Raw genomic sequence first — 13,821 nt, forward strand, 5'->3', positions numbered from 1 at the left:
CGAGGGGTACTCAAGTCACCCTGTATCAGGGATGAGTACGCCGACTCATGTTGCCGTGACGACTTCTTGGTGGGACGCGAAGACGCTGGAGACGCCCTGGCCGTTCACCGGCCGGGCGGACGAACTGGAGCTGGTGCGCCGGTCCGTGACCGCCGGGCGGCCCGGCCTCGTGGTGACGGGCCCGGCCGGTTCGGGCAAGACCAGGCTCGTGACCCAGGCCGTACGCGGCACGGACTGCGCCAGGGCCGCCGGGACGCCCGAGAGCCGGGACATCCCCTTCGCCGCGTTCGCCCACCTGCTGCCCGAGACCGTCACCCTGCACCGTGCGGTGCAACTCCTGTCCGGGGTACGGCTGCTGCTGGTCGACGACGCGCACCTGCTCGACGGCGCCTCCGCAGCCCTCGTGCACCAGCTCGCCGTGCACGGCCGCACCCGGCTCCTGGTCGTCGCCACCGACGGCGTCCCCGTACCGGGCGCCGTGTCCCGGCTGTGGTCCGGGGAACTGCTGCCGCGCCTGGCCCTTGAGCCGCTGCCCCACGAGGAGACCGCCGAACTCCTCACGGAGGGCGCGGGCACCGGCCTGGAGCCGCTCACCGTCGACCGGCTGCACCGCCTGTGCCGGGGCGACCTGCGGCTGCTGCGCGAACTGCTGACCGCCGTACGCGAGGAGGAGCTGCTCGTGCCGGTGCCGGGCACCGACCGCCGGACGTGGCGGGGACCGGTACCCCTCACCGCGACGGTACGCGAGCGCACCGCCCACGTCCTGGGCCGCACCCGCCCCGGGGAGCGGGAGACGCTCGAGCGCCTCGCCTTCGCCGAGCCCATGCCCCTCGACCTGGACACCCTCGACGTGGGGACCCTGGAGCAACTGGAGGCCGAGGGCCTGGTCACCGTCGACGACCACGGCGCCACCCGCCTCGCACACCCCCTGCACGGTCCGGTCCTGCGCGCCGCCGCGGGCCGGCTGCGAGCCCGGCGCCTGGCCCGCACCCCACAACAGTGCGGCCCCGCCCTGGAGGCGGAGCGGGCGGACCTCGCGCTGCGCATCGAGCAGGCCGACGTACGGGCGACCCAGACGCCCGTGGGGGAGTGGCTGGCGGCCGAGGGAGCCCCGCTGCCGGCGCCGTACGCGGCGCTGCGGGCCCGGTTCGCGCTGCTGCGCGGCCGCCTGGGCGAAGCCGCGGCCTGGGCGCGCGAGGGCCTGCGGACCCGGCCCGACGACCCGTCCTGCCTGGCCGAACTGGCCTCGGCCGTAGCGCAGTCGGGCGACGCGCCGAACGAGAACGAGGGGGCGGCCCCCGCCTGGTCCGCCGCCGCGCGCGGCGACCTCGACGCGGCCGTCCGGCTCGCCGCGGAGGGTGACCCGTACGACGCCGTCCGGCTCGGCGCGCCCGAACGGGCGGCCGGGAGGCTGACCGGCGTCTTCGCCGCCCACGCCGACGCCCTCGCGCGCGGCGACGGACCGGCGCTCGACCGGGCGGCCGAGGAGCTCGAGCGGCGCGGATTCCTCCTCTTCGCGGCCGAGGCGCACGCCCAGGCGGTACGCGCCCACCGCGACCCGCACGCCGCCCGCAACGCCCGTACCCGCGCCGCCGCCCTCGCCCGGCGCTGCCAGGGCGCCCGCACCCCCGCCCTGTCCGGCCTGGCGCTCGGCGAACTCACCGCCCGCCAGCGGCAGATCGTCACGCTCGCCGCCGCGGGTCTGAGCAACCGGCAGATCGCGGAGCGACTCACCCTCTCCATCCGCACAGTCGGCAACCACCTCTACGGCGCCTACACCCGCCTCGGCGCAGGCGACCGCGGCGCCCTGCCCTGGCTGATGGAACTACCCGAACCCCAACCGGCCTGAGCCCGGGCCGAGCCGACCGGAGCCCGAGCGGGTGCCCGAGCCCCAGCCGGTGGCGCGCGGGCCCCAACCGGCCTGCGCCCGCGCGCCGACCGGCCTGGGCCCAGCCCAGCCGACCCGAGCCCGAGCAGGTGCCCGAGCCCCAGCCGGTGGCGCCCGAGCCCCAGCCGGCCTGGGCCCGAACCGGAACCCGGCCTGAGCCTCCGCCCCAACCTGCCTGCGCCGCCGCCCCCTCAGGCCGCCCCGAACGCGGAGAAGGCCCACCCCGTGGCCTGGTGCACCGCGTCGCTCGGCAGGGCGGCCCGCGCGTCGCGCAGCGCCTCCGCCAGGGACAGACCGGCGTCCAGCCCCTTGTGCAGCGCGAGCATCAGGGGCACCACCGCCGCGTCGTTGACCGGCGCGGTGCACGCCACCACCCCTGCCGTGCCCAGCGGCAGCAGCGCGGTGACCAGCCCGAGCAGCTCGTCGGCGCCGACCGACGCGAAGCGGGCGGTGTCGCAGCAGGGCAGGATGATCCGGTACGGGCTGCGGTCCAGCCGCTCGAAGTCGTGCACGATCAGCGGCCCGTCCGCCATCCGCAGCGACGAGAACAGGGGGCTGTCCGCGCGGAAGGTCCCGTGCGCCGCGATGTGCGCCAACGCGGCCCCGTCCAACTCCCGCAACACCCGCGGCACCCGCGCCTCGTCCCCCTCCAGCACTAGGGGCCCGCCGGGCGTGGTGCCGTCGCCAGGCCCGGCCGACACCCCGTGAGCCTCGCGCTCCCGTCCGTCCCGTGCGAGCGCCCCACGGGCCCCGGTCGGTCCACCGGACGACGGCATCCACGCCTCGTCGCCGCCCGCCGACCACTGCCCGGCGTACCGGTCGGAGAGTTCGGGCACCTCGGCGCCCTCGCTGGCCAGACCGGGGCCGCGCACCAGGACCTGACGGCCGCCGGGCGGGGGAGCGGTGTCCTTCGCGCGCAGCCAGCTGCTCGCCGACGGCGACACGCTCAGGACCCGTTCGCGCAAAGCGGGCAGCAGGGCCCACGGCACCCGGTGCAGCCGGCCCGGCGGGACCACCACGACCGGACCGGTGCCGAGGTGTGCCGCGGCGGGCCCGAGCAGCAGCCGCTGAAGACGGGCGCCCGCCGCCTCCACCAGCGGCAGCCGCGCCTCCGCCCCGGGATGGGCCAGCCGCCGCAGACCGGCCTGTACGTGCTCGGCCTCCACCTCCGCCTCGGCCAGCAGGCCCGCCTCGAACCGCCGTACCCGTCCCTGCCCGCACAGCAGTACGTGCACGCGCCCGTCGAGCACCGCCAGCTCCACCAGCCGTACGTCGTCACCCAGCCGCCGCAGCAGACGCCCCACGTCGAACCGGTCGCCGTCGCCGGGAGCCTCGCCCCGCATGTGCAGGGTGCGGGAGCGGATCTCCCGTTCCAGGCGACGCTGTTCGCGCTCCAGGGCGGGGACGGGCCGGCCGCCGTCGGTGCGGGCCTCCTCCGCGCGGGCGGCGAGTTCCCGGAACGCCGTCATGGCGCTCAGCAGCACCGGATCGGCCGGCGGCCGGGTCGGCGGCGCCGACAGCACCGTCGCCCGCCAGCGCTCGCTCCACACCAGCAGCCGCCGCGGACCGCCCGAGACCAGGCTCGCCCGCTGCGCCAGCGCCGCCAGCTCCGCGCCCTGCGCGGTCGCCCGGGCCCGCAGCTCCGAGGCGCCCAGCGTCATCCGGTGGTCGTCGAGGACGTCGAGACCGCGCCGGCAGGCCTCCAGCACGCCCCGCGCCGACCCGGCCGCCCGCGCCCGCAGCGCCTGCGCCGCCCAGCCCGTCATCCGCGCGAGCGGCGGCCCGTTGTGGCGGCTGCGCGCGGCGACCGCCAGATGCCGCTCCGCGTCTGCCGTCCAGCCGAGACCCAGCGCGATCCGGCCCGCGAGCAGCGAAGCCTCCGGCGCGGCCGGTGCCCCGAAGGCCGCCAGCCGCTCCGCCACCGCCGCCGCGTCCGCGACCAGCCGGCCCGACCCGCGCCCCGTCGCGACCCGCGCCTCGATCAGCACCAGCCGGGCGTGTGTCTCGTACCAGGTGCGCCGCTGGGCGGCGAACAGCCGTACCGCGAGTGCCGCGCGGGCGAGCGCCGTGCGCGGATCGTCCGCGAGCCGGGCCGCCCGCGCGGCGACCAGCAGCAACTCCGCCTTGCGGGTGGACTGTCCGCCGATCCCGTCCAGCGCGGCGATCGCCCCGTCCGCCTCGGTCAGCGCCTCCGTGGCCAGCCCCGCCGCCATCAGGACCTCGCACCGCCGGATGGTGAGCATGAACGTCGGCGTGCCCAGCTTCGCGTACCGCTCCTCCGCCTCGTCCAGCAGCCGCAGCGCCGCCGGCACGTCACCCGAGCGGAACGCGGCGAGCCCCCGGCTCTCCACCGCGTCGGCCTTGTCGTGCTCCTGGCCGGTGGTGTCCCACAGCGCCTCCGCGGCCGTGAAGTCGGCGTCCGCCCGCTCCACCGAACCGAGCGCCAGATGCACGGTCGCCCGCAGCGTCAGCGCCCGCGCCGTCCAGATCACGTCCTCCGCCTGCCGCAGCACCGGGATCGCCCGCCGTACGTCCTCCAGCGCCTCGCCGTGCCGGCCCAGCACCCACCACACGTACGCCCGCCGGAACAGCACCCGCGCCCGGGTGTGGCCGGTGCCGCGCGCCACGCCCCGCTCGAACGCCGCCAGACCCTCCCGGGTGCGCCCGGAATGCACCAACGCGACCCCGAGCGTGGCCAGTACGTCCGCCTCCCGCTCGGCCGAGTCCGCGCGGGCGGCCAGATCGCGGGCGCGCCGCAGATGGGCGAGGGCCCGCCGGGTGTCGCCGAAGTCCCGCTGCCAGATGCCGATGACCTGGTGGGCGATCGAGGCGTGCAGCGGCGAGGGATCGGCGCCGAGCAGCTCCTCCGCCCGCGTCAGCGCCTCGCCCGGGGCGGCGAACACCATCGGCAGGAGTTCGAGAACCGAGTCGTTTCCCGCTGTCACCCCACGGATGGTAGTGCTCCGCAACCATGCCACACAGGTTCGAGTCTGTATCAATCAGCCACCCTGGGACTCTGATTGACGACCGCGGCCGCGACCGTGGCCCGAACCGCCCCGCAGCACGACCGTAGTCACCGCCGCCGCCTCAGTGGAGGACATGCCATGGCACCACAGCGATTCCGCGAGCAGTTCGACCAGATCCAGCGCTCGATGCCGGACGTTGCGCTGGTGATGGGGCCGGACGACTCCGCCGAGTTCTTCTACGAGAAGGGCGTCGTCCTCGCCCGCGACGGCGAGGAGGCCCGCCTCGTCGAGGACACCGTGCGCGAGCACTTCACCGCGACGGCCGAACTGACCCCGGACCACGTACGCCGGGCGAGCCCCGAGACCAACCGCACCGGCATCACCCGCATCCAGGTCGGCGACCCCGGCGAGGGCGACCGCGGCGGCGACCCCACCGTCGCCCACGCCCTGCGCTCCCTGAGGACGATGGAGGGACGCGCGGGCCGCAGGATGATCAGCCGCAACCACGTCGTCTCGATCGCCGTCAACGCCTGCCCCGGCGACGAGCCCGTGCCCGTCCCGGTGAGCGAGCCGCCCAACCCGGCCGCCGCCGCGACGCCGTACGACGCCGGGACCGCCGTCGGCGTCCTCGTCATCGACACCGGCCTCATGCACGACTACCGGTCCTACCCGCTGCTGACCCACACCGACGGCGACGCCCAGATCAGGGAGTGCGACGACGACGGCGTCCTGTGCCAGTACGTCGGCCACGGCACCTTCATCGCCGGGCTCGTCGCCGCCGTCGCCCCCAACACCGACGTGACGGTGCTCAACACGCTCAACGACGCCGGTGCCATCCTGGAGTCGGAGCTGGGCGAGAAACTCTTCGAGGCCGTCGACCGCGACGGCTGGCCCGAGGTCCTCAGCCTCTCCGCGGGCACCTCCAACGGCCGCACCGACGGGCTGCTCGGCGTCCACGCCTTCATGGAGGAACTCCGCGACCAGCGCACCCTGCTGGTCGCCGCGGCCGGCAACAACGCCAGTGCCACGCCCTTCTGGCCCGCCGCCTACGCCGACCTGCCCGGCTGGGAGAACTCGGTCCTGTCGGTCGGCGCCCTGCGCTCCGACGGCGAGTTCGGCGCCTGCTTCAGCAACCACGGCGGCTGGGTCAAGGCGTACGCCCCCGGCGAGCGGCTCACCAGCGCCCTGACCGGCTTCGGGACGCCCGTGCCGTACGTCTACCAGCACTCCACCTACGACGCCTGCCGGTTCGGGTTCGCCTACCCCTGCACCTGCCAGCACCCGCGGCACAACGGGGTGCTGAGCGAGCCGGGCGAGGCGCCCGCCAAGCCGGACCAGGTGATGTTCGAGGGGCACGCCCAGTGGAGCGGCACCTCCTTCGCCACCCCCGTGGTCGCGGGGCTGGTCGCCTCCCACATGACGGCGCACGAGGAGACCGACCCGCGCGCTGCCCGCGCGCAGCTGCTCGCGGCCAACACCGAGTACGCGGAGGTGCGCGGGGCGCACGTGCCGGCGCTGCTGCCGCCCACCTGGCGTCCGGTCCCCCTCGACCCCTCGGCCGGCGGGTCGTGAGCTGCCTGACGGCGGTCGGAACCACCCCCTCCACGGCGTACGATGACGTGTCGTACACGAGGGGTGGGACCGTGGACCGTGCAGATGTCGGGGCGCTCGTCCAGTCGGCCGCCGACGGGGACGCGGCGGCCTGGAAGTCGCTGGTGGACGGGCTCGGCCCGCTGGTGTGGTCCGTCGTACGGTCGCACGGACTTTCCGACGCCGACGCGCACGAGGTCTACCAGACCGCCTGGTTCCGGTTCGCCCAGCACCTGGGGCGGATCCGCGAACCGGAGAAGACCGGGTCCTGGCTTGCCAGCACGGCACGGCACGAGTGCCTGAAGCTGCTCAAGGCCTCCAAGCGGTGGACGCCGACCGACGATCCGCAGCTGCTCGACCGGCCGAGCGAGGACCGTACGCCGGAGGAGTCGGTGCTCGACTCCGAGGAGGCCGCCGCGCAGACCGAGCGCGTCCGGCTGCTGTGGCAGGAGTTCGAGGAACTGGGCGAGCGGTGCCGCCAGTTGCTGCGGGTGCTGATCTCCTCGCCACCGCCCAGTTATCAGGAGGTGTCCGCCGCGCTGGGTATCGCGGTGGGCAGCATCGGGCCGATGCGCCAGCGCTGTCTGCGCAGGCTGCGCGCCCGGCTGGAGGCACGGGGGACGATATGAGCGATCTGAACGACGACTTCGATGACGACGAACGGACCGACGAACGGACCGGCGACCGGTCCGAGGGGACGTTCACGGACGACGAACTCGCGACCGGGCTCCTGGAGGAGGAGCTGCGGCAGGCCGCCGCTATCCTGGACCCGGTCCCGGCCGAGCTGCGGCGGATCGCCGTCGACGCCTTCGCGCTGCACGACCTGGACGCCCGGGTCGCCGAGCTGACCTTCGACTCGCTGGTCGACGGCATCCCGGTCAGGGGAGAGAGCGACCCGCCGCGGATGCTGACCTTCCGCGCGGACGGGGTGACCGTGGACGTCGAGGTGACCGCGGACGGACTGATCGGCCAGCTGCTGCCGCCGGGGCCGGCCGGCATCGAGGTGCTGAGCGGCCCGCGGTCGCACGCGCGGCTGACGGCGGACGACATGGGCCGGTTCACCGGCGAGGCCCCGCCCACCGGCCCGTTCGCGCTGCGGCTGCGGACCGGCCGGGAGGTGGTCGTGACGGAGTGGCTGCGCGCCTGAACGTGCCTGAGCCTGCTGAGCCTGCTGAGCCTCCCCGAGTGCGCCCGCTACCAGGCGCAGGGCAGGGTGCGCGGGCCCCGGATCATGGTCTTGCGCCGCCAGGCCACCTGGTCGGCGGGGACCGCGAGCCGCAGGTCGGGCAGCCGCTCCAGCAGGGTGTCGACAAGGAGTTCGGTCTGCATCCGGGCGAGCACGGCACCCGTGCAGAAGTGGTGCCCGTTGCCGAAGGCCAGGTGCGGGTTGGGAGCGCGGTCGAGGTCGATCCGGTCCGGGTCGGGGAAGACGTCCGCGTCGCGGTTGGCGGCCAGGTAGGAGACGTACACGGGGTCACCCGCGGCGATGCGCACCCCGCGCACCTCGACGTCCTCCAGGGCGATGCGGGCCAGACCCACCGAGGTGCGGTGCGAGATCCAGCGCAGCAACTCGTCCAGCGCGACACCCCGCTCCTCGGGGCGCTCCCGCATCCGGGACATCAGCTCGGGGCGGGTGAGCAGCAGGTACAGCATCTGGCCGACGTTGTGCGTGACGGCCTCCCCGCCGATCTGCAGCGGCCCCGCGAGCCCGACGGCCTCCGTCTCGCCGACCTCGCCGCGGCCCACGGCGGCGCCGAGCATCGAGTACACGGCGTCGCCGCTGCTGCCGGCCCGCGCGCGGACGGTCTCGGTGATCCACCCGTACAGGCCCTGTTTGGCCCGCTCGGCGGCCTCGGCGCCGCCGGAGGTGGAGATGATCTGCCGGGTCCAGGAGTGCACGCGCTCCCGGTCGGCGGCCGGCACACCCATCACCTCGCTGACGACGGCGATCGGGAAGGGCTCCAGGACCCGCTCGACCAGGTCCGCCGGCGGTCCCTCCTGAACGATCCCGTCCACCAGACCGTCGAGGATCAGCTGCGCCCGGGGCCGCAGCCCCTTCGTCGCGCCCACGGTGAACGCGCCCGCGACCGCGCGCCGCAGCCGGTTGTGGTCGGGCTGGTCGGCGAACGCGAGTGAACCGGGACGGGGCTTGAAGTGCGGGGCGAGGCGCGTGATCTGACGCTTCGTCACCTCGGCCCGTCCGAAGCGCGGATCGTTCGTGATCGCCTTCACGTCGTCGTACCGCGTGGCCAGCCAGGCCCAGCCCTCGCCGTGCGGCAGCCGGACGCGGGTCAGCGGCCCCTCGCGCATCAGATCGGCGAGGACCGGGTCGAACTCCGGGCCGTCCAGGTCGAGGGCGGGCCAGTCCCGTACCGGGGGCGGGGACTGGCCGGTGAGGGTGGTGGTCTCCTGCGTCATTCCCCCACCCTCGCGGCGCACCCGCCCGGCTGTCGCGCGGGAGTGCTCCAGCCGGTGGGCGGGCGGCGGGTCAGCCGGACACGGCGTCGACGAGCGCGGCCAGTGACCCGGCGAGGCGGGCCAGCCCAGGCCCGGCCGGACCGCCCGGTTCGGTCATGTAGGTGTCGCGGCGGATCTCCACCATCAGGGCGCCGACCTCGCTCCGCTTCCCGTAGAAGTCGAGCGGTACGTACGTTCCGCCGAACGGGCTGTCCAGGCCCGTCTCCCCGCACGGGGCGAACGCCTCCCGCGCGGCGGTGAGCAGTTCGGACGGCGTGTGGAACGCGTCGGTGCCCAGGCAGACGGGCGGGCGCGGACCCGCGCCGTGCAGCTCGTAGGGGAGCGGCTCGGTGGGGTAGGAGTGCACGTCGACGATCACGGCCCGGCCGGTGGCCGCGAGCCGGTCCGCGACCGCCTCGGTCATCGCTCGCGCGTACGGCCGGAAGTACCGCTCGACCAGCGGCTCCGGGTCCGTGTCGCCGGACCGCAGCACCTCGCGGTGCGACGTCCGCGTGTACACGGCGCCCATCCCGACGGCCGTCATCTCCTCCCGCTCGTCGGGGAACCGCTCCGGGTCGACGACCAGCCGCGACGCCCGGTTCACGAACCGCCAGGGCACGACACCGGCCAGGCGGGCCGCCGCCTCGGCGATCTCGGCCGTGTGCGAGTCGGTCATGTGGTCCAGCTCCCGCTCCAGCTCCGCGTCGGACAGGACGATGCCGGGACGGACGTCGGCCGGGATCACGCGGGAGGAGTGCGGCACGTGCAGGATCACCGGGGACCGCGCGGCCCCGGGGAGCAGCTCGAAGGCGGTCGGGACGTCGGTCATGGGGAGGCTCCGAGGGCGTTGTCAGTGGGGTGCGGCAGGATCGTGGTGCCGGTGCCGGTGCCGTTGCCGTTGCCGGTGCCGGAAAGCGAGGACAGGGGGGCGTCATGCCGATCACCAATCAGCGGGTGACCGCACATCCGTTTCTGCGGGGTCTGTACGAGGACGGGTACTTCCCCGACCACGTGGTGGACCGGGGCCGCGACATCCTGCTCCGGCTGTGCGAGCGGGTGGAGACGGACCGGCCGGCCGACCTGGCGGCGCTCTACGCGCTGACTCACGCGGCGACCGGCGAGTTCAACGAGCTGGAGGCCGCCTTCGAGGCGGCGGGCAGCGAGCTCGAGACCACGGCCCGGGAGGAGATCGGCGAGGACTTCTGGTTCGTCGCCCAGGCCTACGGCTTCCCGGACGCGGACCCGGAAGAGCTGATCGCGCCCCGGGAGTGGTGAAGAGGCGGCACCCCGCCTCCGCGGGGACGGAGACGGGGTGCCGGGTGCCTGCTGGCCGGGGGAGGATCAGGCGAGGGACGCCAGCGCCTCGTTCCAGGTGGCCGACGGGCGCATGACCTCGGCGGCCTTGGCCGGGTCGGGCTGGTAGTAGCCGCCGATCTCGGCCGCCTGGCCCTGTACGGCGTTCAGCTCGTCGACGATGCGCTGCTCGCTCGCGGTGAGCGTCTCGGCGAGCGGGGCGAAGGCCTTGGCCAGGTCCGCGTCGTCGGTCTGCTTGGCCAGCTCCTGCGCCCAGTACAGGGACAGGAAGAAGTGGCTGCCGCGGTTGTCGATGCCGCCGACGCGACGGGTCGGCGACTTGTCCTCGTTGAGGAAGGTCGCCGTGGCGCGGTCCAGGGTGTCGGCGAGGACCTTGGCGCGGGTGTTGCCGGTGGCCTCGGCGTACTGCTCCAGGGACGGCACCAGGGCGAAGAACTCGCCGAGGGAGTCCCAGCGCAGGTAGTTCTCCTTGACCAGCTGCTGCACGTGCTTGGGCGCGGAGCCGCCGGCGCCGGTCTCGAACAGACCGCCGCCCGCCATCAGCGGGACGACCGACAGCATCTTGGCGCTGGTGCCCAGCTCCAGGATCGGGAACAGGTCGGTCAGGTAGTCGCGCAGCACGTTGCCGGTCACCGAGATGGTGTTCTCGCCGCGGCGGATGCGCTCCACCGACAGCTTGGTCGCCTCCACCGGGTTGAGGATCCGGATGTCCAGGCCCTCGGTGTCGTGCTCCGCCAGGTACGCCTTCACCTTGGCGATCAGGTTGGCGTCGTGGGCGCGGCCCTCGTCCAGCCAGAAGACCGCCGGGTCGCCGGTGGCGCGGGCGCGGGTGACGGCCAGCTTCACCCAGTCGCGGATGGGGGCGTCCTTGGTCTGGCAGGCGCGGAAGATGTCTCCGGCGGAGACCGTCTGCTCCAGCACGGCGTTGCCGTCGGCGTCGACCAGGCGGACCGTGCCCGTGGTGGGGATCTCGAAGGTCTTGTCGTGGCTGCCGTACTCCTCGGCCTTCTGCGCCATGAGGCCGACGTTCGCGACCGAGCCCATGGTGGACGGGTCGTAGGCGCCGTTGGCGCGGCAGTCCTCGATGACGGCCTGGTACACACCGGCGTAGGAGGAGTCCGGGATCACGGCGAGGGCGTCGTGCTCGCCGCCGTCCGCGCCCCACATGTGGCCGGAGGTGCGGATCATGGCCGGCATGGAGGCGTCGATGATGACGTCGGAGGGCACGTGCAGGTTGCTGATGCCCTTGTCGGAGTCGACCATCGCCAGCTCCGGGCCCTCGGCGAGCTCGGCGTCGAAGGAGGCCTTGATCTCGGCGCCCTCGGGCAGGGACTCCAGGCCCTTGTAGATGCCACCCAGGCCGTCGTTCGGGGTGAGACCGGCCTTGGCGAGCGCCTCGCCGTACTGCGCGAAGGTCTTCGGGAAGAAGGCGCGGACCACGTGGCCGAAGATGATCGGGTCGGAGACCTTCATCATCGTGGCCTTCAGGTGCACGGAGTACAGGATGCCCTCGGACTTGGCGCGGGCGATCTGTGCCGTGAGGAACTCGCGCAGTGCGGCGACGCGCAGCACGGAGGCGTCGACGACCTCGTCCTTCTTCACGGGGACGGACTCGCGCAGCACCGTGGTGGTGCCGTCGTCGCCGACCAGCTCGATCCGCAGCGTGCCGTCCTCGGCGATCACCGCGGACTTCTCGGTGGAGCGGAAGTCGTTGTCGTCCATGGTCGCGACGTTGGTCTTGGACTCACCGGTCCAGGCGCCCATGCGGTGCGGGTGGTTCTTGGCGTAGTTCTTCACCGAGGCCGGGGCGCGGCGGTCGGAGTTGCCCTCGCGCAGGACCGGGTTGACCGCGGAGCCCTTGACCTTGTCGTAGCGGGCGCGGACGTCGCGCTCCTCGTCGGTCCTGGGGTCGTCCGGGTAGGCCGGCAGCGCGTAGCCCTGGCCCTGCAGCTCGGCGATCGCGGCCTTGAGCTGCGGGATGGACGCCGAGATGTTCGGCAGCTTGATGATGTTCGCCGCGGGGGTCCTGGCCAGCTCGCCGAGCTCCGCCAGGGCGTCCGGGATGCGCTGGTCCTCGGTCAGGTACTCCGGGAACAGGGCGATGATGCGGCCGGCCAGCGAGATGTCGCGGGTCTCGACCGCGACACCCGCCTGCGAGGCGTACGCCCGGATCACCGGCAGGAACGAATACGTCGCCAGGGCCGGGGCCTCGTCAGTGTGTGTATAGATGATGGTCGAGTCAGTCACCGGTGCTCCGCTCCACGTCTGCAACATTGCTCGACATCAAGATATCTCGTGACCGGCCTCGGCTCGACAGGGGTGGCGCGGAGATTCCGGACACCCTGCCGTCAGGGCAGCGGGACGGCCTCCTCACCCGCCCGCTGCTGCGGGAACACCACGGTGCCCCCCTGCTGGAGCGCGACCGTCCGGGCGGGCGACGGAATGCGGATGCCCTCGGCGCGGTAGCGCCTGTGCAGGCGCTTGACGAACTCGTGCTTGATCCGGTACTGGTCGCTGAACTCGCCCACGCCCAGGATCACGGTGAAGCCGATCCGCGAGTCGCCGAAGGTGTGGAATCGGATCGCCGGCTCGTGTTCCGGCACCGCGCCGCCGACCTCCGTCATCACCTCGGCGATCACCTCGGTCGTCACCCGCTCCACGTGGTCCAGGTCACTGTCGTAGGAGACGCCGACCTGGACCAGTACCGTCAGACGCTGCTCGGGCCGCATGAAGTTGGTCATGTTCGACTTCGCGAGCTGCCCGTTCGGGATCACGACCAGGTTGTTGGACAGCTCGCGGACGGTGGTCTGGCGCCAGTTGATGTCCTCGACATAGCCCTCCTCGCCGCTGCTGAGCTGGATGTAGTCACCGGGCTGCACGGTCTTCGAGGCCAGGATGTGGATGCCCGCGAAGAGGTTGGCCAGCGTGTCCTGGAGGGCCAGCGCGACCGCCAGACCACCGACGCCCAGGGCGGTGAGCATCGGCGCGATGGAGACGCCCAGCGTCTGCAGCATCACCAGGAAGCCGATGGCCAGCACCAGGACCCGGGTGATGTTGACGAAGATCGTGGCCGACCCGGCGACCCCCGAGCGGGAGGTCGTCACCGTCCGCACCAGACCGGCGATCACCCGGGCCGCCGACACCGTCGTCACGAAGATCAACAGGACCGTCAACACCTGATTGACGCCGTGCTGCACCGTCCGCGTCAGCGGCAGCGCCGCCGCCGCACCGGCCACGCCGCCCGCGACCGCCGCCCACGGCGCCACCGTGCGCAGCGCCGCCACCAACACGTCGTCGCCGCCCCAGCGGGTGCGCCCGGCATGGCCCGCCAGCCACCGCAGCAGCATCCGCAGCAGGAACGCCCCCAGCAGGCCCGCCCCCAGCGCGATGCCCGCGGGCACCAGGCGGTCCATGGTCAGCTCCTCGGTCACCGGCCGCCTCCAAGGGGCACGGCCGCGGCGAAGTCCCTCGCCGACGACCGGATGTGATGGTTCGTCACGTCGTCACCTGCTCGAATGCCTACGGGATGTCGGGGATGCGCGACCCGGCCGATCCGCAAGACAGTTCGACCCGCGCGACCGCTCATCCTGCCGCATCCCCGGCCAT

Annotated in this window: 10 protein-coding genes; 5 read left to right on the forward strand and 5 right to left on the reverse strand. The window is 73.8% G+C overall.

The features are described from left to right. Nucleotides 1-31 precede the first annotated feature (31 nt). Nucleotides 32-1,849 carry a LuxR C-terminal-related transcriptional regulator gene (locus ACGH7X_RS34510; protein ID WP_399892994.1) on the forward strand — a complete coding sequence of 606 codons (1,818 nt, stop codon included), beginning with the start codon at nucleotides 32-34 and terminating at the stop codon, nucleotides 1,847-1,849. A 230-nt stretch (nucleotides 1,850-2,079) separates the two neighbouring features. Here the strand turns inward: ACGH7X_RS34510 and ACGH7X_RS34515 are convergent, their stop codons facing one another. After that, entirely contained in the window at nucleotides 2,080-4,794 is a 2,715-nt protein-coding gene (locus tag ACGH7X_RS34515) for a CHAT domain-containing protein (protein WP_399897549.1), read from the reverse strand. Between the two features lie 198 nt (nucleotides 4,795-4,992). Here ACGH7X_RS34515 and ACGH7X_RS34520 point away from each other — a divergent pair, with 198 nt between their 5' ends. The 3 genes from ACGH7X_RS34520 to ACGH7X_RS34530 all read left to right on the forward strand — a co-directional run bounded on the left by ACGH7X_RS34520 (nucleotide 4,993) and on the right by ACGH7X_RS34530 (nucleotide 7,591). After that, entirely contained in the window at nucleotides 4,993-6,426 is a 1,434-nt protein-coding gene (locus ACGH7X_RS34520) for a S8/S53 family peptidase (protein WP_399892997.1), read from the forward strand. Nucleotides 6,427-6,497: 71 nt separating this feature from the next. After that, a complete protein-coding gene (locus ACGH7X_RS34525) occupies nucleotides 6,498-7,073 on the forward strand; it encodes a sigma-70 family RNA polymerase sigma factor (protein WP_308401181.1) in 576 nt (191 codons plus the stop codon). Beyond that, the gene (locus tag ACGH7X_RS34530) at nucleotides 7,070-7,591 is read left to right on the forward strand and encodes a hypothetical protein (protein ID WP_399893000.1); all 522 of its coding nucleotides are present in this window, start codon (nucleotides 7,070-7,072) and stop codon (nucleotides 7,589-7,591) included. Before ACGH7X_RS34525 ends, ACGH7X_RS34530 begins: the two co-directional genes overlap by 4 nt. Nucleotides 7,592-7,638: 47 nt before the next feature. On the opposite strand, the gene ACGH7X_RS34535 is transcribed toward ACGH7X_RS34530, so the two are convergent. Together ACGH7X_RS34535 and ACGH7X_RS34540 are read right to left on the reverse strand one after the other, a co-directional pair. Beyond that, a complete protein-coding gene (locus ACGH7X_RS34535) occupies nucleotides 7,639-8,862 on the reverse strand; it encodes a cytochrome P450 (protein ID WP_399893003.1) in 1,224 nt (407 codons plus the stop codon). Nucleotides 8,863-8,932: 70 nt separating this feature from the next. Then, a complete protein-coding gene (locus ACGH7X_RS34540) occupies nucleotides 8,933-9,730 on the reverse strand; it encodes an N-formylglutamate amidohydrolase (protein WP_399893006.1) in 798 nt (265 codons plus the stop codon). A 104-nt stretch (nucleotides 9,731-9,834) separates the two neighbouring features. Between ACGH7X_RS34540 and ACGH7X_RS34545 the strand changes: the two genes are divergently transcribed. After that, on the forward strand, nucleotides 9,835-10,176 hold the full coding sequence (locus ACGH7X_RS34545) for a DUF5713 family protein (protein ID WP_399893008.1): 342 nt from the start codon (nucleotides 9,835-9,837) through the stop codon (nucleotides 10,174-10,176). A 66-nt stretch (nucleotides 10,177-10,242) separates the two neighbouring features. On the opposite strand, the gene ACGH7X_RS34550 is transcribed toward ACGH7X_RS34545, so the two are convergent. Together ACGH7X_RS34550 and ACGH7X_RS34555 are read right to left on the reverse strand one after the other, a co-directional pair. Further along, nucleotides 10,243-12,462: an NADP-dependent isocitrate dehydrogenase gene (locus ACGH7X_RS34550; RefSeq protein WP_399893011.1), complete on the reverse strand. Its 2,220-nt coding sequence runs from the start codon at nucleotides 12,460-12,462 to the stop codon at nucleotides 10,243-10,245. 101 nt (nucleotides 12,463-12,563) lie between these two features. Continuing rightward, nucleotides 12,564-13,646 (reverse strand): mechanosensitive ion channel family protein, encoded by a 1,083-nt coding sequence (locus tag ACGH7X_RS34555; protein WP_399893014.1) that lies wholly within the window; start codon nucleotides 13,644-13,646, stop codon nucleotides 12,564-12,566. Between the last annotated feature and the right edge of the window lie 175 nt (nucleotides 13,647-13,821).

It is taken from the genome of Streptomyces sp. BBFR51 (genome assembly GCF_044591655.1).
Lineage (GTDB): Bacteria > Actinomycetota > Actinomycetes > Streptomycetales > Streptomycetaceae > Streptomyces.